This window comes from Billgrantia pellis, from assembly GCF_008297955.1.
GTDB lineage: Bacteria > Pseudomonadota > Gammaproteobacteria > Pseudomonadales > Halomonadaceae > Halomonas > Halomonas pellis.
Genome location: NZ_VTPY01000008.1, coordinates 48911 through 70516, shown reverse-complemented (window position 1 = coordinate 70516; position 21606 = coordinate 48911). Strand labels below are relative to the sequence as shown.

General features: G+C 64.5%; 19 protein-coding genes and 1 pseudogene. 10 read left to right on the top strand and 10 right to left on the bottom strand.

Translation table 11 applies throughout. The features are described 5' to 3' along the window. The first annotated feature begins 152 nt into the window (after nt 1-152). Nucleotides 153-554 (top strand): GFA family protein, encoded by a 402-nt coding sequence (locus F0A17_RS18965; RefSeq protein ID WP_149329934.1) that lies wholly within the window; start codon nt 153-155, stop codon nt 552-554. A gap of 563 nt (nt 555-1117) precedes the next feature. Here the strand turns inward: F0A17_RS18965 and F0A17_RS18960 are convergent. Then, nucleotides 1118-2020 (bottom strand): extracellular catalytic domain type 1 short-chain-length polyhydroxyalkanoate depolymerase, encoded by a 903-nt coding sequence (locus F0A17_RS18960; protein WP_149329933.1) that lies wholly within the window; start codon nt 2018-2020, stop codon nt 1118-1120. 570 nt (nt 2021-2590) lie between these two features. Between F0A17_RS18960 and F0A17_RS20860 the strand changes: the two are divergent. Together F0A17_RS20860 and F0A17_RS20855 are read left to right on the top strand one after the other, a co-directional pair. After that, nucleotides 2591-2827: pseudogene (locus F0A17_RS20860) on the top strand (nuclease-related domain-containing protein); the annotation flags it as partial. Between the two features lie 84 nt (nt 2828-2911). After that, the gene (locus F0A17_RS20855; protein ID WP_228716975.1) at nt 2912-3226 is read left to right on the top strand and encodes a topoisomerase DNA-binding C4 zinc finger domain-containing protein; all 315 of its coding nucleotides are present in this window, start codon (nt 2912-2914) and stop codon (nt 3224-3226) included. Nucleotides 3227-3465: 239 nt separating this feature from the next. Here the strand turns inward: F0A17_RS20855 and F0A17_RS18950 are convergent, their stop codons facing one another. Continuing rightward, nucleotides 3466-3696, bottom strand: a complete 231-nt coding sequence (locus tag F0A17_RS18950; protein WP_223111577.1) for a phage integrase N-terminal SAM-like domain-containing protein — start codon at nt 3694-3696, stop codon at nt 3466-3468. Nucleotides 3697-3918: 222 nt separating this feature from the next. On the opposite strand from F0A17_RS18950, the gene F0A17_RS18945 reads away from it, so the two are divergent. Together F0A17_RS18945 and F0A17_RS18940 are read left to right on the top strand one after the other, a co-directional pair. Further along, nucleotides 3919-4395, top strand: a complete 477-nt coding sequence (locus F0A17_RS18945) for a hypothetical protein (RefSeq protein WP_149329932.1) — start codon at nt 3919-3921, stop codon at nt 4393-4395. Nucleotides 4396-4538: 143 nt separating this feature from the next. Continuing rightward, entirely contained in the window at nt 4539-5024 is a 486-nt protein-coding gene (locus F0A17_RS18940; protein WP_149329931.1) for a VOC family protein, read from the top strand. Nucleotides 5025-5098: 74 nt separating this feature from the next. Here the strand turns inward: F0A17_RS18940 and nirD are convergent, their stop codons facing one another. From nirD to F0A17_RS18915, 5 genes are all read right to left on the bottom strand, one after another. Further along, nucleotides 5099-5500 (bottom strand): nitrite reductase small subunit NirD, encoded by a 402-nt coding sequence (nirD, locus tag F0A17_RS18935; RefSeq protein ID WP_149329930.1) that lies wholly within the window; start codon nt 5498-5500, stop codon nt 5099-5101. A 59-nt stretch (nt 5501-5559) separates the two neighbouring features. Beyond that, nucleotides 5560-8061 carry a nitrite reductase large subunit NirB gene (gene nirB, locus F0A17_RS18930; RefSeq protein WP_149329929.1) on the bottom strand — a complete coding sequence of 834 codons (2502 nt, stop codon included), beginning with the start codon at nt 8059-8061 and terminating at the stop codon, nt 5560-5562. Then, nucleotides 8058-9365 carry an NAD(P)/FAD-dependent oxidoreductase gene (locus F0A17_RS18925; protein ID WP_149329928.1) on the bottom strand — a complete coding sequence of 436 codons (1308 nt, stop codon included), beginning with the start codon at nt 9363-9365 and terminating at the stop codon, nt 8058-8060. Before F0A17_RS18925 ends, nirB begins: the two co-directional genes overlap by 4 nt. 264 nt (nt 9366-9629) lie before the next feature. Then, complete coding sequence (locus F0A17_RS18920) at nt 9630-10670, bottom strand: CmpA/NrtA family ABC transporter substrate-binding protein (protein ID WP_149329927.1); 1041 nt, start codon at nt 10668-10670, stop codon at nt 9630-9632. After that, nucleotides 10667-11290, bottom strand: coding sequence for an ANTAR domain-containing response regulator (locus tag F0A17_RS18915; protein WP_149329926.1), 624 nt, complete (start codon nt 11288-11290; stop codon nt 10667-10669). Before F0A17_RS18915 ends, F0A17_RS18920 begins: the two co-directional genes overlap by 4 nt. 423 nt (nt 11291-11713) lie before the next feature. Here F0A17_RS18915 and F0A17_RS18910 point away from each other — a divergent pair, with 423 nt between their 5' ends. From F0A17_RS18910 to F0A17_RS18895, 4 genes are all read left to right on the top strand, one after another. After that, on the top strand, nt 11714-14500 hold the full coding sequence (locus F0A17_RS18910; RefSeq protein ID WP_149329925.1) for a nitrate reductase: 2787 nt from the start codon (nt 11714-11716) through the stop codon (nt 14498-14500). Next, nucleotides 14460-15383 (top strand): uroporphyrinogen-III C-methyltransferase, encoded by a 924-nt coding sequence (cobA, locus tag F0A17_RS18905; RefSeq protein WP_149329924.1) that lies wholly within the window; start codon nt 14460-14462, stop codon nt 15381-15383. The genes F0A17_RS18910 and cobA overlap by 41 nt, the downstream gene beginning before the upstream one ends. Nucleotides 15384-15791: 408 nt before the next feature. Next, nucleotides 15792-16601 carry a formate/nitrite transporter family protein gene (locus F0A17_RS18900; RefSeq protein WP_149329923.1) on the top strand — a complete coding sequence of 270 codons (810 nt, stop codon included), beginning with the start codon at nt 15792-15794 and terminating at the stop codon, nt 16599-16601. Between the two features lie 2 nt (nt 16602-16603). Beyond that, complete coding sequence (locus tag F0A17_RS18895; protein WP_223111576.1) at nt 16604-18349, top strand: bifunctional protein-serine/threonine kinase/phosphatase; 1746 nt, start codon at nt 16604-16606, stop codon at nt 18347-18349. Between the two features lie 29 nt (nt 18350-18378). Here F0A17_RS18895 and F0A17_RS18890 read toward each other — a convergent pair whose 3' ends face one another. After that, the gene (locus F0A17_RS18890) at nt 18379-19215 is read right to left on the bottom strand and encodes a Rho termination factor N-terminal domain-containing protein (protein ID WP_149329922.1); all 837 of its coding nucleotides are present in this window, start codon (nt 19213-19215) and stop codon (nt 18379-18381) included. 130 nt (nt 19216-19345) lie between these two features. Here F0A17_RS18890 and F0A17_RS18885 point away from each other — a divergent pair, with 130 nt between their 5' ends. After that, on the top strand, nt 19346-20407 hold the full coding sequence (locus tag F0A17_RS18885) for an AI-2E family transporter (RefSeq protein ID WP_149329921.1): 1062 nt from the start codon (nt 19346-19348) through the stop codon (nt 20405-20407). A gap of 93 nt (nt 20408-20500) precedes the next feature. On the opposite strand, the gene F0A17_RS18880 is transcribed toward F0A17_RS18885, so the two are convergent. Further along, nucleotides 20501-20983, bottom strand: a complete 483-nt coding sequence (locus tag F0A17_RS18880) for a peroxiredoxin (RefSeq protein WP_149329920.1) — start codon at nt 20981-20983, stop codon at nt 20501-20503. 170 nt (nt 20984-21153) lie between these two features. Then, on the bottom strand, nt 21154-21576 hold the full coding sequence (locus tag F0A17_RS18875) for a GFA family protein (protein ID WP_149329919.1): 423 nt from the start codon (nt 21574-21576) through the stop codon (nt 21154-21156). Nucleotides 21577-21606 lie beyond the last annotated feature (30 nt).

Below are 21606 nucleotides of genomic sequence, written 5' to 3'. Positions count from 1 at the left end.
AGGGTGGGATGCGTCAGGGACTTTAATATTCTGTTATTTTTACAGGGTTGGGAAGCGGACAGCGCACAGTATAGTATTGTTGATCGCGCCTGAGCGCTCAGGTAGTGTCCCTTCGGACGTTTTCCTCATAGTCAAGCCATTAGGAGTCTTATATGCTAAAAACCTATAGGGCGAGTTGTCATTGTGGCGAGGTTGTAATAGAAGCAGAACTAGATATTGAGCAGCCAAGCTTCCGATGCAATTGCTCCATTTGTCGACGTACTAGATTTTGGCCTTCCGTAGCAAAACCAGAAGGGTTTCGACAAGTTACAGGTGAAAGTGAGTTGATAAAATATTCTTTTGGTTCCAAGAAAAATCACCATTTTTTCTGTAAGCATTGTGGTGTGAGGGTCTTTGGTGTCGGCAGCGACACGCCCATAGGTAAGATGTATGGGGTTAACATAGGTTGTCTAGAGGGCATTTCAGAAAGTGAGCTGGAAAAAATACCAGTAGTTTACGTGGATGGTAGGCATGATCGCTGGGATAGCGGACCTGAATACTATAAACACTTGTAGAAAGCCGAACAAAGGTCATCACCACGACCGCCATAAGCATTGGCTTACAAATCCGGACAATGCTTATGGCGGCGCGCGCGGCTAACGTTAAGCCTCAAGGGAAATCATGCCGTAAGAACCTGAGTTTCGCAGAGATGCTGCACTTAATGCTGCCGCGGTTCCGGGTGACTGGCTGCAAAATGTCCTTGAGTCTTTTTTTCTGACAAAAGTTAGGCAGAGATTTAATTGGCGAGTTTTAATCTCCTGGGAGGTTTTCATTAAAATCGGCCGGTCAAAGTGCCAATCACATGCACAGGACTGTTCGGATCGTCGGTCTCCACCAGCCGGGCCGAATGAAAGCCGGCCGCGGCGTATCGCGTTCGAGGTAGTCGGCCGCCATGCATACCTTCGGGGCGTGACAATATGGGCGCCGATGTTTCCTTCGACAGCGGGAATTCCGATAGCACGAGACACGAAAGGGCTCCAGGTTGCCGATGTCGAATGGATGTCGTCATGGGCGCATGCCACTAGAGACGAATCTGGCCGGAGATAAGTCCTGTTTAAGTCCGGCCACAGTTCCCCTACTACGTAAGGCCCCAGAAATGCGCTATGTGGCGGGTCGAGGAAATTCCGACTTCCAACATATACTTGCCCTCCTCCCCGAGGCCCTCGTCTCCCCCGGCCATGATCGGCGTGCCGTGGCCCATTCCTCCGATGATGTATTCCTCGATCACCTCCCGCCCGTCCGCGTTGCACCATACCTGTCGGGGAAAACCGTCGACCTTCTCCACCCGTGTCGGTGGTCCTTCGACCTTATGGATCTTCTGCCACTGCCGGACGATAGAATCGGCGTTGGCATTGTCGACGGTCGAATCGCTGCCGCCATGCCAGACCGAGATCGTTGGCCATGGGCCGTCGAATGTCGAGGCGCCGCGTACTAGCGCGTCGAGCTCGCTATCCGACGGGCCGCCAAAACCCTTCATGCGAACCATCGCTTGCATCAGAGAGTCCGCGCTGCGGTAGGGTAGTCCGGCGATGATCGCGCCTCCCGCGAACACCTCCGGATAGGTCGCCAACATCACAGATGTCATGGCGCCACCCGAAGACATTCCCGTGATGAAGACGCGCGCCGGGTCGATGGCATGATCATCAACGACTTGCTCTATCATATGTCGAATAGAGAGTGGTTCGCCGCCGCCACGGCGGGTATCACCAGACTTGAACCAGTTGAAGCTGCTAAGGGGGTTGTTGATTTTCCTTTGCTCCGGATACAGTAGTGCTATCCCGCATTCGTCGGCCAGATCGGACCAGCCTGATCCGAGATCATAGCTTTCCGCTGACTGGGTGCTGCCGTGTAGCACGACAATGAGCGGTCCGTTCTTTTGGAAGTTCTTGGGGATATAGGTGTCCGCATGCAATGACCCGGGGTCAGTTCCGAATTTTTTTAAATCCGTCAAGCGATCGCCATTATCTGAAGATGTCGACATATAGCCTCCTTGCCTTTCGTAGGGCGCTTCAGTCTGCCCCATCGAACGTCCGCACAGCGGACGGAAGTGGCAGCCGGGGCCGTTGGCCTCCTTGCCAGTCTAGCATGGCGTACCTTGATCGAAGCGGCGGTTCGTGGTTAGAAACCCGGGGGATAGCAACAGCACGCAGCGACGGCGCTGCGTTCACCTTCATTCCGCCTCTAGCTTGGCATAAGACGATTAATGCCAGGCCCGCGCCGCTGCGCTTTCTGTTGCTACATGCTGAAAAGCAGCGCATGTGAGAAATGGCTTACATAGCGTAAGTCTTTTCCCATGTTGTGCGACCAAGGTCAAATTTCTGATTCGTTACTTAGAATTACACGGAAGAAGGCGTTAGTTTTTGAGCCACGCGGGCTGAGATAAACTCTCCGGCCGAATCAGAGCGAGATATGCCTTGGATTACACTTCGATCCTCTTTGCTGCGTACGCCCGCTGTGGTGGCTCCTCCTGGTCGCGCTGGCGCTCGGCATCCTCAAGTCTCGCTGGTTCAAGGGCCTGTTCGGTGAAGCCTTCGTCAAGCGGATCGCCAAGGTGCGGCTTCCGGCGGATGAGTACCGAGGCATCCACAACGTCACGCTTGCCACGCCCGACGGTACCACCCAGATCGACCACGTCCTTGTCTCCCGCTACGGCATTTTCGTCATCGAAACCAAGCACATGACGAGCTGAATCTTCGGCAGCGAGAAGCAGGCGCAGTGGACCCAGAAGATCTACCGCAAGAGCTTCAAGTTCCAGAACCCGCTGCGCCAGAACTTCAAGCATGTGAAAGCGCTGGAAGCCCTGCTCGACGTGCCCTTGGAAGCCATTCATTCGGTGTTGGTCTTCTCGGGTGGCGCCGTCTTCAAGACCAACATGCCGGACAACGTCACTATCGGTGGCGGCTATGTGAGGTACATCAAGTCGTTCCGCGAGCTTGTATTGAACGATTTTCAGGTACAGGAAGCGTTGGAAAGAATCGAAACCGGCCGATTGGCGCCAAGCCGTGAAACACACCGCCAGCACGTCAAACAGCTCAAGGCCCGCTTCGAATCCAGCTCCGACCGAACCTGCCCGAAATGCGGAAGCGCAATGGTGCTGCGCACCTCAAAACGGGGCGCAAGCGCCGGCAACCGGTTCTGGGGTTGTTCGACCTATCCAAAATGCCGAGGAGTGCAGGATGTTACATAGGGCTGGGTATCAGGCGAGGCAATATCAATCCGGACCCGCATCGTAAGACGCTTTTCCTCAAGATGCGGCGACACATGCCGATGGTTCATTTAATTAGCTGCAAGTAATCACATGCTTCGAAGCGGGTTCTCATCCCGATGAAGGCATGTTGGTGGCCTGTGACCGCCAGGGAAGGGGGCTGAGGATCGGCATCTCCTGGCGGTAGCGTGCCTGAATGACTCGTTATCCTTTACCCAGCTTCAGTGCGTGGCTCTGCGTGGCGGCTGCCACTTGGCGTTCCACCGCAAGGTACTCCAGGAAGGCGCGTACTCGGAACTTCCCATGATGGCAGGATGGCGCACGCCATGGAAGCGAATGAAGTAGCGTATCCAGTAGCAGTAGGTTTTCTCGGTGCGTGGACTATAGCGCTTCACTCGCATGGTAGCCTTCACCCGGTCCATCAGCTTCGGTGGCTTGTTGCGCGTATCCATAGAGCAGCTCCCACATGATTTGGATATGCATACAGTTTTATTGGTTCCGACAAAACGCACAAGCGCGCGAATTCTGCATAGGTGGCCGAGCTATACTTAGGCTGAAGGAAAATCAATGAGTTGGGAGAAGAAAGCGCGTCAGATAATATTAGTGAACGCGCAGGATGTTCATTCAATATCAGGACGTGCGGTCCAATCACTGTTAGGCACGGGGGAGAGATCTTGGTCAAGCTAGTAGACCTCAACGGCAAGTGGGCAGCTGCGATCGGCCAGAGCTTCGTGGCGTTTGGCTCCATCGAGCATCTAACAGTCACCTGCTTGCAAGAGATCCCGAAGGATCGGATTCAGAGGTCAGTGAGGTCGTTCAAGCTTGGGCAGCGGATCGATCTGATACATGAGCTGCTTGAGGCACATCCTGGCCATGCTTTTGAGCAACTAGCTGCCAAATTGTCCCGCGCGAAAGAACTACTCGTCACGCGTAACTTGATTGCTCACAACCCGTTGGTTCTCGGCATCCTGCATTCCGATGGCGGGTTCACACATAGAGAAGCAATCGTCTCGTTGCGTGGCGGCAATCGCAGGATAGAACTTCGGGAACTCCAAGCCTTCGCTGCCGAGTGTGAGCAGCTTGCTTCGGAGCTGCATGGTTGCACAGAGGCTGCCGTTAAAGCCTTGCGTGGAGGCTCGGCCAGTGCCTAACAAATCATTCAATCCGACGTTGGAGCTCCCCCACTCCAGCGTCGGATTGAGACGTTAGCCACCACCACCACTGTCGATTTCGGCCAGCTCCGTTCGACGTTAGGTTGCCACCCACAGCAATGACCCACGAAACGGAGCTGATCATGAAGCACATGGCAAAGAATACGATCTGCCTTTGGTACGATGGCGCCGCTGAGGAAGCCGCGCGATTTTATGGCGAGACCTTCCCCGATTCATCGCTCGAGGCGGTGCACCGCGCGCCTGGGGATTACCCATCGGGCAAGGAGGGGAGCGTATTGACGGTCGAGTTCACCGTGTTGGGCGTTGCGTGCCTGGGGCTGAACGGCGGGCCTATGTTTAAGCACAGCGAGGCGTTCTCGTTTCAGGTGGCGACCGAGGGTCAGGAGGAGACGGATCGCTACTGGAATGCCATCGTCGGCAATGGCGGCGAGGAAAGCCAATGCGGGTGGTGCAAGGACAAGTGGGGCATCTCTTGGCAGATTACGCCGATCGCGCTGACGAAGGCCTTTACCAGCCCCGACCGCGCCGCCGCCAAGAGAGCATTCGATGCCATGATGACGATGCGGAAAATCGACATCGCCGAGATCGAGGCTGCCTTCCGCGGTTGAGATGAAAACGGGCTTATCCAAAGCCGCCGACGCTTCCCCAGCGTCGGCGGCTTCTTGTTTCTAAGGCCGCAACCTCACGCCTCAATCCATACCTCATCGCCCTTGAAGCTCACCTTCCAGGTGCGCAGCGCTACGCTTTCATCTTCCAGGCATTGACCGTCTTCCAGGCGGAAGTGTTGCTTGTAGATCGGCGAGGCGACGACGGGCTGGCCCTTGAGATCCCCGACGATGCCGCGGGCGATGACATTGGCATTGGAGAAGGGGTCGTGGTGGTCCAGGGCGTAGAGTTCCTGCGCCTGGCCGGCTGGCTGCGACGTGTTCGGGCCGGCTGGGATATAGAAGATCGCCACTTGGGCCGGGCCTTCCGGCGTTTCCACCCAGGCGGCGACACCGGAGTAGGGCACCAGGTCGGCGCGGGTGCAGAGGGTTTGCCAGGTCTGGGTCATGGTCTTGGCTGCTGCATTGGCGATTGTCATAAGATGATTCCTAGCAATGGTGTCGGGAAATCGGCGAGCGATTCGCTCGCCGATTTCCATCATGCTGGGCGGAGTTGGCCGCGCTCGGTCGTGTAGATAATGTCCGGGTCCGGGCGCGCGTCGTTGACGAAGCTGCGGAAGCGCTTGAGCTTCTCCGGGTCGCTGATGGCGTTGGCCCATTCGCACTCGTAGGTGTCGATCACGGCCTGCATCTGCCGGTCGAGCTCTTCGCCGATGCCGAGGCTGTCCTCGAGGATCACCTGCTTGAGGTAGTCCAGGCCGCCTTCCAGGTTCTCGCGCCACACCGAGGTGCGCTGCAGGCGGTCGGCGGTGCGGATGTAGAACATCAGGAAGCGGTCGATGATGCGGTAGAGCTGCTCGTCATTGAGGTCGGTGGCGAAGAGTTCGGCGTGGCGCGGGCGCATGCCGCCATTGCCGCAGACATATAAGTTCCATCCGTTCTCGGTGGCGATCACGCCGATGTCCTTGCTCTGGGCTTCGGCGCACTCGCGGGTGCAGCCGGAAACGGCGAACTTGATCTTGTGCGGCGCGCGCAGGCCCTTGTAGCGGTGCTCCAGCTGGATCGCCATGCCCACGCTGTCCTGCACGCCGTAGCGGCACCAAGTGCTGCCCACGCAGGATTTCACCGTACGCAGCGACTTACCGTAGGCGTGGCCGGTCTCGAAGCCGGCTTCGATCAGCTCGCCCCAGATCGCCGGCAGGTCCTCCAGGCGGGCGCCGAACAGGTCGATGCGCTGGCCGCCGGTCACTTTGGTGTAGAGCGCGTACTTCTGCGCCACCTGGCCCAGCACCATCAGCTTTTCGGGAGTGATCTCGCCGCCCGGCACGCGGGGAACGACGGAGTAGGTGCCGTTCTTTTGCATGTTGGCCATGAAGGTATCGTTGGTGTCCTGCAGCGGGATGTGGGCCGCGTCGGTGATCGGCTCGTTGAAGCAGGAAGCGAGTATCGAGGCCACCGCCGGCTTGCAGATATCGCAGCCGAGGCCATGGCCGTGTTTATTCACCAGCTCGCTGAAGGTCTTGATGCCTTCCACCCGCACGATGTCGTAGAGCTCCTGGCGGGTATGGGCGAAATGCTCGCAGATCGACTTGTCGATCTCCACGCCGCGGCTCTCGAGCTCATGGTCCACCAGGTTCTTGAGCAGCGCGGCACAGCCGCCGCAGCCGGTGCTGGCCTTGGTCGCGCCTTTCACCGCGCCGAGGTCCACGGCGCCGGCATCGATCGAGGCGCACACGTCGCCCTTGGTGACGTTGTGGCACGAGCAGATGGTGGCGGTTTCCGGCAGGGCGTGCGGCCCCAGCGCGGGGGCGGCTTCGCCACCGGCGGGCAGGATCAGCGCGGCCGGGTCCTCGGGCAGGTCGATGCGGTTGGCGTAGTACTGCAGCAGGGTGTCGTAGACGCTGTTGTCGCCCACCAGCATGGCGCCCACCACGCGCTTGCCGTCGCTGGAGACCACCAGCTTGCGGTACTGCTGCTTGATGGGGTCGAGGAAGCGGTACTGCCGCGCGCCGGGGGTGCGGTCGCCGTGGGCGTCGCCGATGGCGCCCACGTCGACGCCCATCAGCTTGAGCTTGGTGCTCATGTCGGCGCCGCGGAAGGTTTCGCCACCTTCGAGGAGCGTTGAGGCCGCGACCTTGGCCATCTGGTAGCCGGGGGCGACCAGGCCGAAGATGCTGTTGTTCCACAGTGCGACCTCGCCAACGGCGAGAATCGCCGGGTCGCTGGTCAAGCAGTTGTCGTCGATCACCACACCGCTGCGCTCGCCGATCTCCAGGCCGCAGTCGCGGGCCAGCTCGTCGCGGGGGCGAATGCCGGCGGAGAAGACGATCAGGTCGGTTTCCAGCACCTTGTCGTCCTGGAACACCATGCGGTGGCGGCTGGCCTCGCCGTCGACGATCTCCTGGGTGGCGCGGCCGGTGAGCACCTGCACGCCCAGCGCCTCGATCTTCTCGCGCAGCAGCTCGCCGCCTTCGCTGTCCACCTGCATCGGCATCAGCCGCGGGGCGAACTCCACCACGGCGGTGTCGAGGTTGAGCCCGCGCAGGGCGTTGGCGGCTTCCAGCCCGAGCAGGCCACCGCCCACTACCACGCCGGTGGCGGCGGTTTCGGCGGCGGCACGAATGGCGTCGAGGTCCTCCAGGGTGCGGTAGACCAGGCAGCCTTCGCGATCGTTGCCGGGAATCGGCGGCACGAAGGGGTAGGAGCCGGTGGCCAGCACCAGGCGGTCGTAGGCGTAGCGGCCTTGGGGTGTGATCACCTCGCCCTTGTCGCGGTCGATGGCGGTCACCGCCTCGTGCAGGCGCAGCTCGATGCCGTGCTCGGCGTAGTACTCGCTGGTGGAGAGCGCCAGCGAGGCGGCGTCGCGACCGCTGAAGTACTCGGAGAGGTGCACGCGGTCGTAGGCCAGGTGGCGCTCCTCGCCGAAAACGGTGATGGCGTAGCGCTGCGTGGCGCCCTGCTCGACCAGCTGCTCGACCAGGTGGTGGCCGACCATGCCGTTGCCGATAACGATCAGTTGCGGTTTCGCGGGCGTGTTCATGCGGCCTCCTTCGCGGGGCGTTGCGGTGATTCGTTCAGGGCGTCGTCGAGCAGGAGTTGGGCATCGGCGGCGCCTAGCAGCAGGGCTGGGCGGCAGGCGGTGAGATCGCGGCCCGCCAGGGCCTGCTCGAAGTACCAGGGGCCGGAGGCGGTGTCGCCGTAGAGCACGGCGCCCTCCAGGCGGCCATCGCGCAGCAGCAGGCGGCGGTAGTCGCCCTGCTGGGGATCGCGGTAGCTGAGCACTTCATGGCCGCCGGGTTCGGCTTCGGTGGGGCCGAAGGCGTAGAGCGAGACGCCGCTGACCTTGAGCTTGGTGGCGGTCGGTTTCTCAACGTAGCCCGGTACACCTTCGGCATTGGGGCGGCAGAGCCGCTCGGCCACCACCTCGACCTGGCGCCAGATCGGCTCGACCAGGCCATAGAGGTTACCGCGGTGCTCGCAGCACTCGCCCAGGGCGTGGATCGCCGGGTCGGAGGTGGTCAGCCACTCGTCGACGACCACACCGCGGTTGACCTCGAGCCCGGCAGTGCGGGCAAGCGCCGTGTGGGGCACGATTCCGATGGCGACGACGACGCAGTCGGCGGCGAGCCGGGTACCACCGGCCAAATGCGCGGCGCACACCAGGCCGTTTGCGTCGGCTTCCAGCCGCTCGAGCTGGGCATCGGTATGGATGTCGAGGCCGCGGCCGCGCAGCTCGTTCTCGAGCAGGCGGGCGGCGGTGAGGTCGAGCTGGCGGTTCATCAGGCGGTCGTCGCGCTGCAGCAGGCTCACCTGCATGCCACGTTTGCGCAGCCCTTCGGCCGCTTCCAGGCCGAGCAGGCCGCCGCCAATCACCACGGCATTGCTGCCTTGTTCGGCGGCGCGCGCCAGGGCGTCGGCGTCGTGCAGGTCGCGGAAGACGTGAACGCCCGGCAGCTCGAGCCCCAGTACCGGCGGGCGGGCCGGATGGGAGCCGGTGACCAGCACCAGGCGGTCGTAGTCGAGTTCGCGGCCGGCATCGGTGGTCAGGCGCCGTGCGCTGCGCTCGATCGTCTCCACCCGCTCGCCCAGCACCAGCTCGATGCCCTGTTTGGCGTACCACTCGGCGTCGCGCAGGGTGAGTGCCTCGCGCTCCATCTCGCCGGCGAGTAGCGGCGAGAGCAGGATGCGGTTGTAGGCCGGCGCCGTTTCGGCGCCGATCACGGTGATACGGGCGGGCCGCTCCGGCCGGGCGAGGAGCGCTTCGACCAGGCGATGGCCGGCCATGCCGTTGCCGACGATGACCAGGTGTTCGCTGGATGCCGTTGCGGGATGTCGCTGGCGCATGGCTGGCAGCTCCTCTCGATGCTTGAGTGACTGAGTTAAAACGCAACGACGCCTCGGCGCGGCCCCTATCGATCTGGTATCGAATCGGGAGGCGCAGAGACGTCGTTGTCGAATATGTGTCGGCGATCGCCATTGATCGCCTCACTCAGTACAGTTCAAGAACCCGGCCAGAATGCCAGAACACAGCTAATTTCATTTAAAGAACATGAGGTTGAGTTACTGAAAAGCGGCCGGCTGGAGCTCGGCTCCCGCCGGTCGTGCACATCAGTGGTGCGTGGCGGCATCGAAATGCACAGGGCTGTAGCAAGCCGCCAGCAGCGCCGGGTCGAAGCGCCCGCCCGCGTCTTCCAGTTGCCTGACGATGGGCTCGGCGAAGTGCAGGGCGGCCTGCGGCGTGGGGCGCAGCACGTCGGGCCCGCAGAGCTGCTGGTAAATGGGCGCTTCGTCGTGGGCGAGGGTCTGCAGGTGGCGCACCGAGCGGTCGAGATAGGGCGGCAGGGCGAGCCACTCGAGCGCCTGGCGGCGGTGCTCGGGCGAGGCGTAAAGCCATTCGCCGGCATCGCGCAGGGCGCGCAGCAGGGCGGCCAGCGTGGCCGGGTAGCGCTGCGCCCAGGAGCGCGTCACGCCGAGCACCTTTTCCGGGTGGTTGGGCCATAGCTGGGCGCCGGTGGTCACCAGCCTGCCCACCTCGCAGTGGCGGGCCAGGGTGCCCCAGGGCTCGCCGGCACAGAAACCGTCGATCTGCCCGTCGCGCAGGGCTTCGACCATGCGCGGCGGCGGCAGGGCGACCAGCTCCACGTCGCGGTCGGGGGCGATGTCGCCCAGGGTGAGCCATTCGCGCAATTGATAGTGCTGGCAGGAGTAGGGGTAGACCATGGCCAGCCGCGGGCGCTTGCCGCTGCCCTGGCCGCGCAGCCAGTTGCCCAGCGCCAGGGCGCTGTCGGTCGGGTCGCTGGTAAGCGTGGCACCGCTGGCCTGGCACAGGGCGTCGGACAGGGTCACGGTGTTGCCGTTGCGGCTGAGCAATAGCGGGGCCAGCGTTTCGCAGGGCGCGCGCCCCAGCCCCAGGCTCATGGCCAGCGGCATGGGGGCGAGCATCTGGGCGCCGTCGAGCAGGCCGGCGGCGACCTTGTCGCGCAGGGTGGTCCAGGCGTTCTCCCGCGACAGGCTGACATCCAGCCCCTGGGCGGCGAAGCAGTCCCGTTCGCGGGCGACGATCAGCAGGGCGGCGTCGAGCAGCGGGACGAACCCGAGGGAGATGCGCTCGAGTTCCGGCGAGTCGGCGTGGTGTTGCGGGTGGCTCATGAGCGGGATCCCCGTGGTTCGGAGGCGGGCGCTGTCGGGTTCAGGCGGGCGAGAATGTCGATGACGCTGTCGGCGACCTCGGCGATGCGCTGGCCGCGGTCCATGGCCAGCTTGCGCAGCATGCGGTAGGCCTGCTCCTCGTCGCAGCCTTGGTGCTTCATCAGCAGGCCCTTGGCGCGTTCGATGCGCTTGCGCTCGGTCAGCTGGTTGCGTGCCTTGTCCAGTTCCTGGCGCATGCTCTGGAAGGCGTCGAAGCGGGCGATGGCCACCTCGACGATGGCTTCGACCCGCTCGGGTACCAGGCCGTCGACCACATAGGCGCTGACGCCGGACTTGAGCGCGGCCTGCAGCATGTCGGAGTCGTGCTGGTCGGCGAAGAAGACCACCGGGCGCGGGTTCTCGCGGTTGAGCAGCGCCATGCTTTCCAGCGTGTCGCGGTCGGGGCTCTCCATGTCGATGATCACCACGTCGGGCTGGTGGCGTTCGACCATCTCGTTGAGGCTGGCCGGGCTCGCGAGCCGGCAGATGACCCGGTGCCCTTCGGCCATCAATGCCTCTTCGACCATGGCGGCGCGTACCACCTCGTCGTCGACCAGCAGGATGTTCAGGGGGGGTGGCATAGTGACGTCGCTCGTGTCTGGCTAGGGCTCCATCCCTTGCCTAGCAAGATCCATTCCAAATGTGATTTGCCGCGCTCCTGGCGCTGCCTGGCGAAGGGCGGCCTCGGGGGCGGTTGCTGCGTCGCAGCGTTCTGGCTGGCATTCAGGCACCAGACTGGTGCAACGCGAGTGTGGACCCTGCCGGTTCATGGTGCGTTGCCGCATGAGGAAGCCGGCCGGGAGGCAACAGCGGAGAGACATCTGCCTGAAACGGTCGCGTTATACGCCGCATGGCACGCTTCCTGCTTGATATGGGGCAAGTAACTTCAATGGGAGCGCAACGTTCAGCGCCCCAAGCGGCAACGACGCCCGCCAACCGCCACCTCTTGAGGACGGCCGTTGGCGGGCGTCGTCGTTTCGCGAACGACGAGACAGGAGATCGACATGCGCGAGGCCCGAACCACTTGCCCCTACTGTGGCGTCGGCTGTGGCGTGGTGGCCTGCGTCGAGGACGAGCGGATCGTCGACGTACAGGGCGACCCGGAGCACCCGGCCAACTTCGGCCGGCTATGCGTGAAGGGCTCGGCCCTGCACGAGACGCTGGGCCACCACGGCCGCCTGACCCGGCCGCGGGTCGACGGTGTCGAGGTGGACTGGGAGACGGCGCTGGCCACGGTGGCCGAGCGGCTCACGGCGGTACAGGCGGCCCACGGTTCGCAGGCCCTGGCCGCCTACCTTTCCGGGCAGCTGCTGACCGAGGATTACTACGTCGCCAACAAGCTGTTCAAGGGCTTTCTCGGCACGCCGCACCTGGATACCAACTCACGGCTGTGCATGGCCTCGGCCGTGGCCGCCCACAAGCGCGCCTTCGGCGCCGACGCCGTGCCGTGCAGCTACGAGGACCTGGAAGAGGCCGAGCTGGTGGTGCTGGTGGGTTCCAACCTGGCCTGGAACCATCCGGTGCTCTACCAGCGGCTGAAGGTGGCCAAGCAGCGCAACCCGCTGCTGCGGGTGGTGGTGATCGACCCACGGGTCACCGACACTTGCGAGATCGCCGACCTTTACCTGGGGCTCAAGCCAGGCAGCGATGCGCGCCTGTTCACCGGGCTGCTGGCGTGGATGGCCAAGCGCAACAAGCTCGACCGGGTCTATCTGGAGCAGCACGTCCAGGGCTTCGACGAGGCACTGGCCGCGGCGCGGGAGCAGGATGCCGGCGTGGAGGCCATCGCCGCCGACTGCGACCTCGATGCCGAGCGCCTGGAAACCTTCTTCTACTGGTTCGCCAGCCACCTGCACGTGGTCACGCTGTTCTCCCAGGGCGTGAACCAATCGAGTAGCGGCACCGACAAGGGCAACGCCATCATCAACTGCCACCTGGCGGGCGGCAAGATCGGCCTGCCCGGGGCCGGGCCGTTCTCGATCACCGGCCAGCCCAACGCCATGGGCGGGCGCGAGGTGGGCGGGCTGGCCAACCAGCTCGCCGCCCACATGGACTACGACACTCCCGGGGCGCGGGATCGCGTCACGCGCTTCTGGGCCACCGAGCGGCGGGTGCCGTGCCTGCCCGACGGCCCTGGTCACAAGGCGGTGGCGCTGTTCGAGGCGATCGAGCGCGGCGAGGTGCAGGCACTGTGGATCATGGCCACCAACCCGGCCGTGAGCCTGCCGCGGGCCGACCGGGTGCGCGCGGCGCTGGAGAAGTGCCCGCTGGTGATCGTCTCCGAGTGCATGGCCGACGCCGACCTGCTGGCCTATGCCGATATCGTGCTGCCGGCCTCGAGCTGGTCGGAGAAGGACGGCACCGTGACCAACTCCGAGCGGCGCATCTCGCGCCAGCGCGGCATCCTGCCGCCACCGGGGGAGGCGCGCCACGACTGGTGGATCGTCTGCGAGGTGGCCAAGCGGCTGGGCTTCAGCGAGGCCTTCGACTACGCCCATCCCTGCGAGATCTTCGACGAGCACGCCCGGCTTTCGGGCTTCGAGAACGGTGAGAATCCGGGCGAGGGCCGCCGGCTGTTCGACATCTCCGGCCTGGTCGGGCTCGACCGGGCCGCCTACGACGCCCTGGCGCCGATCCAGTGGCCGGTGAATGCTGGCGCCCCCCACGGCACCGCCCGGCTGTTCACCGATGGCCGCTTCGCCACGCCGGACGGCCGTGCGCGGATGCAGCCGGTGCGCCCGCGGCCGCCGGCACAGGTGCTGGACGCCGCGCGGCCGCTGCGGCTCAACACCGGGCGCATTCGCGACCAGTGGCACACCATGACCCGTACCGGGCGTGCGCCACGCTTGATGAACCACCGCGCCGAGCCGTTCATCGAGATCGCCCCGGAAGATGCCAGCGAGTTGGGCGTGGAAGAGCATGCGCTGGCCCGGCTGCACGGCGCGGGCGGCAGCTATATCGGCCGGGTGCGGGTGTCGCGCGGCCAGCGCCGCGGCGAGGTGTTCGTGCCGATGCATTGGAGCCGCCATTTCAGCGGGGCGGCGCGCATGGGCGAGCTGCTCGAGGCGTACCTCGACCCGGTCTCCGGCCAGCCGGAGTCCAAGCATGGCGCAGTGTCGCTGGAGCCGCTGCCACTGGGCTGGGAGGCCACGCTGCTGGTGGTCGATGACCTGGGCGTGGCGGAAGCGGCCTGGTGCGACGAGAGCCGCTACTGGGCACGCATTCCCCTGGGCGACTGCCAGCGCTGGCAGCTGGCGGGCGGCGAGCTGAGCGCCTGCGGCGGGGTGGAAGGCGCCCGCGGCGGGGTTGAGAAGGCTGAACGCGACTGGCTGGCCTGGCTGGAAGCCGAGCTGCCGGTACCTCCCACGCTGTGGTGCACCGACCCCGCCAGCGGCCGCCTGCGCGCCGCCGGCGTCGATGAAGCGGGTCGCCTGCGCTGGTGGTTCATGTCGGGCGCGCCCAGGGAGCTACCCAACCTGACCTGGCTGGCCGCCCGCTTCGCTGAGGCCGCCATCGGAGAAGGGCTGGCACCGCCGCACCGTCGGCGCCTGCTGGCCGGCTGCGACGACGGCGCCGCCCACCAGGGCCCGGTGGTCTGCAGCTGCCATCAGGTGGGCCAACGCGCTATCCTAGGGGCCATCCGTGAAGGCGATGACAGCGTCGAGGCGCTGGGCGCCCGGTTGGCCTGTGGCACCCAGTGCGGCAGTTGTATTCCCGAGCTGAAATCGCTTATCGAAGAGGAGACGGCCCATGCGAGCGCTGAGCCACTTGAAGACAATGCTGTCGCCTGAGTTACTGCAGGCCGCCTTCTCGCGGCTGCACGGCCTGGGGCATATCGTGCGCTCGCCGTTCGGGCGATCCACCCGCGTTGCCGCACCGACCGTGACCCTGGACGGCGATTGCCATGCCGGCCGGGTCTACCTGGTGGGGGCGGGCAGCGGCGATGTCGAGCTGCTCACGCTCAAGGCTGCTCGGCTGCTGCAGCAGGCCGATGCGGTGGTCTACGACCGCCTGGTGGGCGACGACGTGCTGGCGCTGATTCCCGCCGGCCATGAGCGTTACTACGTGGGTAAGGCGCGCGGCCATCACAGCGTGCCCCAAGCCGAGATCGGTGCGCTGCTGGTGAAGCTGGCAGGGCAGGGCAAATCGGTGGTGCGGCTCAAGGGCGGCGACCCCGGCGTGTTCGGGCGCATGGGCGAGGAGTTCGCCGCGCTGGCCGAGGCCGGCGTGGCAGCAGAGATCGTGCCGGGTATCACCGCCGCCTCGGCGGCCGCGGCCGGCATGGGCATTCCGCTGACCGATCGCGCCCACGCCCAGCAGCTGCGCTTCGTTACCGCGCAGCTGTGCCGCAAGGGCGGCGAGCCCGACTGGGCCGAGCTGGCGCGCCAGGACGAGACGCTGATCTTCTACATGGGCTTGACCAAGGTCGACGCCATCTGTAGTGGGCTGCGCCGCGCCGGGCTGCCCGACGACTGGCCGATCATGCTGGTGGCCAACGCCAGCCTGCCCGAGCAGGCCTCGCTGGTCGGTACCCTGGCCGACATGCCCGAGAAGCTCGCCGCCACGCCGCTGCCGTCGCCCTGCCTGATCGTGGTCGGCAGCGTGGTGCACATGGTCGCGACCAGCCCGGCCGCGGCCCCGTCGGCCCAGACCGAGGCATCTCCCTCCCGCTGAACCGTCCGCGCCTGAGGTGCCCTGGCCTTGTGCTGCACCAAGGCTGGGCGCCCGCTCTCTGACTTGCACCGGCATGGTCGCTTCCGCCACGGATAGCGTGGGCCATGCGGACATGTCGAAGCCTGGCGAAAGCTGAGCAAGCCGTAGCAAGTGCGCCGCGGCTCCGCCCTGGCGCGCTTTCTGCCGCGCGAGCGATGAATTGGCACGCAACGTGCTAGGTATAGGGCAAGGCTGCAACCGCAGGCTGCCGGCAGGATCAACGACGATCGCCGCTGCCTGGTTTCGTAGGCCTACGACAACGCGACGAACACAGGCAAGGGCGCCTGGAGCTGCACGCCGGCTTCAGGCGCCCTTGCGTTTGTCGCGCCAGTTTCGATACGGAGAAACGCCACGAGCGTCGAGAACGTTATGTCCTATCTGCTTCCTTCGGAATTCGCGACAAAGATGGTGGATGCCGGCGAGTCCAAGCTCCACATGGCCACCCGGGACGTCCTGATCCGCGCCTTCATGGCCGGGGCCATCCTGGCCCTGGCGGCGGTATTCGCCGTGACCATCACGGTGCAGACCGGTTCGGCCATCCTCGGGGCCGCGTTGTTCCCGGTCGGCTTCTGCATGCTCTACCTGATGGGCTTCGACCTGCTGACCGGCGTGTTCGTACTGACGCCGCTGGCCTGGCTCGACCGTCGCCCCGGCGTTACCCTCGAGCGCATCCTGATCCACTGGGGCAAGGTCTTCTGCGGTAACCTGGCCGGCGCCCTGACCGTGGCGGTGCTGATGGCGATCGTTTTCACCTACGGCTTCTCCACGCCACCCGATGAGGTGGGTCAGAAGATCGCCACTATCGGCCACAGCCGCACCGTGGGCTACAAGGAGTTCGGGGCGGCGGGCATGCTGACCATCCTGATTCGCGGCATCCTGTGCAACTGGATGGTCTCGCTCGGCGTGGTGGGGGCGATGATCTCGACCACCGTGGGCGGCAAGGTGATCGCCATGTGGATGCCGATCATGCTGTTCTTCTTCATGGGCTTCGAGCACTCCATCGTCAACATGTTCCTGTTCCCCTCGGCGATGATGATGGGCGGCGGCTTCTCGATCGCCGACTACCTGATCTGGAACGAGATTCCCGTGGTGGTGGGCAACTTGATCGGCGGTCTCTCGTTGACCGGCCTGACGCTGTATGTCACCCACGTGCGCACCGCGCCGCTGCGCGATATCTGACCGTGTCAGCCTTCGAAACCGGCGGGTCGCTGCGGGTCTCGTTGGGCCAGTGTTCGACGGCGGGGCGCAAGCCGGTCAACCAGGACTTCCATGGGGCCTACATACCCCGTGAGCCGGAACTCTCGAGCAAGGGCGTGGTGGTGGCGCTGGCCGACGGCATCAGCGCCAGCGCGGTGAGCCGGATCGCCAGCGAGGCGGCGGTGAGGAGCTTCATCGAGGATTATTACGGCACCGCCGAGAGCTGGACGGTAAAAACCGCGGCCCAGCGGGTGCTGATGGCCACCAACTCCTGGCTGCACGCCCAGACCCGGCGCAGCGAGTATCGCTGGGACAAGGATCGCGGCTACGTCTGCACCTTCACCGCGCTGGTGTTGAAGTCGCGCACGGCGCATGTCTTCCACGTTGGCGATGCGCGCCTTTACCGCCTGGTCGAAGGAAGAGCGGGCGGCGCCCTGGAACCGCTGACCCGCGAGCATCGTACCTGGATGTCGCCCGAGCGGAGCTACCTCAGTCGAGCGATGGGCGTCAGCGAGCAGCTCGAGATCGACTACCTGGCCCTGCCCGTCGAGGCGGGGGAACGCTTCCTGCTGATGACCGACGGCGTCTACGAGCACTTGAGTGAAGCGCGCATGTGCCAGATCCTCGCCGAACACGCCACCGACCTGGACGCGGCGGCCCACGCTCTGGTGCAGGCGGCCTTCGACGCGGGCAGCGACGACAACCTGACGGTACAGGTGGTGAGGGTGGAGGAAGTGCCGCTGGGCCAGGCCGAAGAGCTCTATTCGGGCGAGGCGAGGCTGCCGTTCCCGCCGCAGCTCGAACCGCGCATGGTCTTCGATGGCTATCGCATCCTGCGCCAGCTCCACGCCAGCGATCGCAGCCATGCCTACCTGGCCGTGGACCAGGCAACCTCAGACAAGGTGGTCATCAAGATCCTGGCGACCGAACTGCGCGAGAGCCCGAAGCACGTGGAGCGGTTCCTGATGGAGGAGTGGATCGCCCGGCGCATCGACAACCCGCACGTGGTGAAGGCGCACCGGTCGGGGCGCCGGCGGCGCTACCTCTACAGCGTGACGGAGTTCATCGAGGGTCGTACGCTGGCCCAGTGGTTGCGCGACGAGCCGCGTCTGGAGCTGGGAACGGTGCGCAGCCTCGTCGAGCAGATCGCCCGCGGTCTGCGTGCCTTCTATCGCCTCGAGATGGTGCATCAGGACGTGAGGCCGCACAACGTCATGGTCGATGCCACGGGGCACGCAACCCTCATCGACTTCGGCTCGGTACGCGTGGCCGGGATTGCAGAAGGCCGGCCAGAAGAGGCGAATGATCCGCTGGGCACGGCCGCCTATACGGCGCCGGAGTGTTTCCTCGGCGAGCCGGCCACGCCGCGCTCGGATATGTACTCGCTGGCGGTGATCGCCTACCAATTGCTTACCGGAGCGCTGCCCTACGGCACCGAAGTGGCCAAGACGCGCAGCCGAGCGGCCCAGCGCCGCCTCGCGTACCGCTCGGCGCTTTCGGTCAACCGCGAGCTGCCCGCCTGGGTCGACGAGGTGCTCAGGAAAGCGCTGCATCCCCAGCCCAAGCGGCGCTTCGAGGCGCTTTCCGAGTTCGCTTACGAGCTGCGCCAGCAAAGCCCCGCGTTCCTGAAGAAGTCCCGCCCGCCGCTGGTCGAACGCGACCCGGTGCTGTTCGGGAAGGGCGTGGCCGCACTGCTAGCGCTGCTCGTGTTGGTGCTGTTGCTCGAGTAAGCCCCACAGGTGAGCGAAAGTCACCGCCACTAAGCTCGCGAACTCGCGCCGGCACGTTCCGCCCGGCCGGCGAGGGCGCGTGCGAGCTGCGACTTGTTCATGTTCGAGCGGCCGCTGATACGTCGCTCGCTGGCGAGTCGGTAAAGCTCGTCCTTGCTCTTTGCCTCAAGCTTCGTCGCGTCACCGTCCGGCTTGCGCTCGGCATGCCCGTCGGGCGTCGGCTGCTCGGTCGTTTCCTCGGGCCGGGGCCTTCCTGCCTGCTCGATGCACGCCTTCACCGCTTCCAGCAGCTCTTCCCGCTTCATCTTGGAGGTGCCGGAGATGTCGTACTCCTTCGCCATGTCTAACAATTCGGCCTTGGTGCGCAGGTTGAGTCCATAGACATGTGCGTGCTCGCCGACGCTGTAGGGCAGGGGCTCCGCTTCGTCGGCCTCCTCGAGCTCGCGGATCATCTGCTGGAGATACTCGATTACCTTCCTGCGCTGGGTCTTTTCGCTGACGTTCCAGGCGTGGCCGCTGGCTCGCTTGTGCGCGACCTTGAATTTCTTTCCCTCCATGCAGGTCATGTAGCTGTTGGCATCGAGCTTGTCGACGCGCTGGTGGGACACGATGAGCCAGTTGTATTCCGTCCCGACGGGGGCGCCGGACTCTTCGGGCGCGCGGGCTGCCCGCCGCTTGGTGGTCTGGTAGGAAATTTCCCACTCGTCGGGGCTGAGCTTGCGCTCGCGCCACTCCCCCTGGTCGTAATACCACTTGTGCGAACGACCGACACTCATCCCCGAATAGCCTTTGCCCTCGTGCTGCTTGAAGCGGTCATAACCCTGGGTCTTCCGCTTGTCATCGTCAGCCATCGCCGGCACCTCCATGATTCGTTCGGTGGTTCATGGAGTGAGTATAGTTAGCGAAGTTCTGGACGGACGCCATCTGCTAGGCTGAGGCTGCGTGTGCCTGGAACGGCGCCGCATCATCCGCAGCTACCCAGAGGAAGGCGCCGACATGGCCGACAGGGAGAGTGGCGACGACACGATCACACGGTTTACCCGACGCGTGCTGATCGTCATCGGGCTCGCTAGCCTGATGGCGATAGTGCTCTATTTCGCCGGCCAGCTCGTTGATGTGCTGCTGCTGGTCTTCGCGGGCATTCTGGCGGCGGTGGCGATCGACGGCGTGGTGCGCCTGTGCCAGCGTTACTTGCCGATTGGCCGAGGATGGGCCCTGGCCATCGCTCTGCTGCTGATCTGCCTGGCGCTGGGTGGGCTGGGGGCGCTGATAGGCCCCCGGCTGATGGAACAGTTGCCCCAACTGGTGCAACAGCTCCCGCAGGCCTTCCGTCGGCTCATGGAGGTGGCTCAGGCACTGCCCGGCGTCGAGGCGGCCCTCAAGGAGGTCGACGATCCTGCGCGGTTGCTCGGCGAGCCGGTGTTCAATCGCTTCACCGCCCTCTTTTCCTCTACCCTGGGCGGCATTACCAGTTTCCTGCTGATCTTGCTGGTGGGATTCTATCTGGTACTCAGCCCGGGCGAATACGTCGACAATGTGGTGCAACTGTTCCCGCCGGCCCGGCGCGAGCGGCTGAGGCAAGTGCTGTGCATGCAGGGGCGTTCCCTTCGGCTGTGGCTGATGAGCCGTCTGGTCTCGATGCTGTTCGTCGGTGTCGCCATTGCGCTCGGCCTGATGTTTCTCGACGTGCCGATGGCGGGCGCACTGGGGTTGATCGCCGGCCTGCTCACCTTCATTCCTTATCTGGGACCGATTCTCGGCGCGATACCGACCGTGCTGATCGCCTTTCTCGAAGCGCCGGAGCTGGCGCTCTATGCCGTTGCCCTTTATGCGACGGTGGAGACGCTGGAGTCGAATATCGTCATGCCGCTGGCGGCCAAGGGCATGGTACGCCTGCCACCGGCCTATACCGTGGTGGTGCAGTTGGCCGGGGCGGCGGTGGCCGGCGTGGCGGGGGTGATACTGGCCACGCCGCTCGCCGTGGTGGCGGTGGTTGCCGTGCAGATGCTCTACATCGAGGACGTGCTCGGCGACGACGTCGATGTGCTGGGTCAGTAGCGTCGACGTCGTTTTAACGAGGAGGCAGGAAGGATAGGCCGAACGCTCGTCAGGTCCGGCCCATTGCTGACGGGGACCGTGGCGGCCGGTCGACTAGGGAAGCTGCGCGAGGATGGTGTCGACGCTGCTCTTGTCGACGACGCCACGCTCGGTATCGATACCGACGTAGGTCACCACGCCGTCTTCGGCGATCAGCGCATAGCGCTGGCTGCGGGTACCCATGCAGGCGCCGCTGGCATCCTTCTCCATGCCGATGGCGTGCGTGAACTCGGCGTTGCCGTCGGCCAGCATCACGATCGACTGGGCGTTCTGGTCATGCTGCCAGGCGCGCATCACGAAGGCGTCGTTGACCGCCACGCAGGCCAGTGTATCGACTTTTTCCAGAACCTTGTCGGCCTTGGCCACGAAGCCCGGCATGTGAGTATTGGAGCAGCCGGGCGTGAAGGCGCCGGGAACGCCGAAGATGACCACGCGCTTGCCGGCACACAGCTCGCCGATAGTGATGTCCTCGGGGCCGTCGGGGCCGACGGTCTTGATCTTGATGTCGGGGATTTTGTCGCCTACGGAAATCGGCATGGATTGCTCCTGTTTCGATGAGTGCTGCTCGATGGGACTTTTCGCTAAGCTGTTCATGAGGTCTGTTCGGCAAGTACCGCTCACAAGGCGGTTCGCAAGCGTCGTTCACGCGTTCTGGGCGTTCTGTCGCCCAGGTCGGCGTAACGATGCGCCGCCGAGGGTAACCTGCGTCAACTGCCCTGAAAGGCTTCGAAGACTTCCTGTCCGGTCATGTTGTGAGTCTCGTTGGCAAAGCGGTAGTACGCCGGCTTCTGGTCGATGAAGATCTGCGAGTCGAAGGTCCAGGCTTCACCGCCGTCGACCAGGCCCACGGGAACGGCATAATGATCGCCGGTCTTGAGCCGGTAGAAGAGGTGCGTGCCGCAGCGTCGACAGAAACCCCGCTCGGCCCAGTCCGACGAGGCGTAGACGGAGACGTTCTCCTCGCCCTCGATCTCGACGTCTTCCACGGACTCCAGTGCCAGCAAAGGGCCGCCGCCCCAGGTCCGGCACATGCGGCAATGGCAGGCGCCCACGTTCTGCTTGTGTGCCGCCACGGCGACTTTCACGGCTCCGCACAGGCAGCTTCCCCGAGCGTTCATTCCGTCTTTCATCGTAACCTCCATGCATTAGGGTTGGGACGC

Excerpts from the sequence above, each read along its gene's own strand:
- F0A17_RS18885 (WP_149329921.1), top strand. The coding sequence starts at position 19,346 with ATGGCCGACAGGGAGAGTGGCGACGACACGATCACACGGTTTACCCGA.
- F0A17_RS18960 (WP_149329933.1), bottom strand. The coding sequence starts at position 2,020 with ATGTCGACATCTTCAGATAATGGCGATCGCTTGACGGATTTAAAAAAA.
- nirD (WP_149329930.1), bottom strand. The coding sequence starts at position 5,500 with ATGACAATCGCCAATGCAGCAGCCAAGACCATGACCCAGACCTGGCAA.
- F0A17_RS18940 (WP_149329931.1), top strand. The coding sequence starts at position 4,539 with ATGAAGCACATGGCAAAGAATACGATCTGCCTTTGGTACGATGGCGCC.
- F0A17_RS18890 (WP_149329922.1), bottom strand. The coding sequence starts at position 19,215 with ATGGAGGTGCCGGCGATGGCTGACGATGACAAGCGGAAGACCCAGGGT.
- F0A17_RS18900 (WP_149329923.1), top strand. The coding sequence starts at position 15,792 with ATGTCCTATCTGCTTCCTTCGGAATTCGCGACAAAGATGGTGGATGCC.
- F0A17_RS18875 (WP_149329919.1), bottom strand. The coding sequence starts at position 21,576 with ATGAAAGACGGAATGAACGCTCGGGGAAGCTGCCTGTGCGGAGCCGTG.
- F0A17_RS18925 (WP_149329928.1), bottom strand. The coding sequence starts at position 9,365 with ATGCGCCAGCGACATCCCGCAACGGCATCCAGCGAACACCTGGTCATC.
- F0A17_RS18880 (WP_149329920.1), bottom strand. The coding sequence starts at position 20,983 with ATGCCGATTTCCGTAGGCGACAAAATCCCCGACATCAAGATCAAGACC.
- F0A17_RS18910 (WP_149329925.1), top strand. The coding sequence starts at position 11,714 with ATGCGCGAGGCCCGAACCACTTGCCCCTACTGTGGCGTCGGCTGTGGC.
- nirB (WP_149329929.1), bottom strand. The coding sequence starts at position 8,061 with ATGAACACGCCCGCGAAACCGCAACTGATCGTTATCGGCAACGGCATG.
- F0A17_RS20855 (WP_228716975.1), top strand. The coding sequence starts at position 2,912 with ATGCCGGACAACGTCACTATCGGTGGCGGCTATGTGAGGTACATCAAG.
- cobA (WP_149329924.1), top strand. The coding sequence starts at position 14,460 with ATGCGAGCGCTGAGCCACTTGAAGACAATGCTGTCGCCTGAGTTACTG.
- F0A17_RS18915 (WP_149329926.1), bottom strand. The coding sequence starts at position 11,290 with ATGCCACCCCCCCTGAACATCCTGCTGGTCGACGACGAGGTGGTACGC.
- F0A17_RS18920 (WP_149329927.1), bottom strand. The coding sequence starts at position 10,670 with ATGAGCCACCCGCAACACCACGCCGACTCGCCGGAACTCGAGCGCATC.
- F0A17_RS18965 (WP_149329934.1), top strand. The coding sequence starts at position 153 with ATGCTAAAAACCTATAGGGCGAGTTGTCATTGTGGCGAGGTTGTAATA.
- F0A17_RS18950 (WP_223111577.1), bottom strand. The coding sequence starts at position 3,696 with ATGGATACGCGCAACAAGCCACCGAAGCTGATGGACCGGGTGAAGGCT.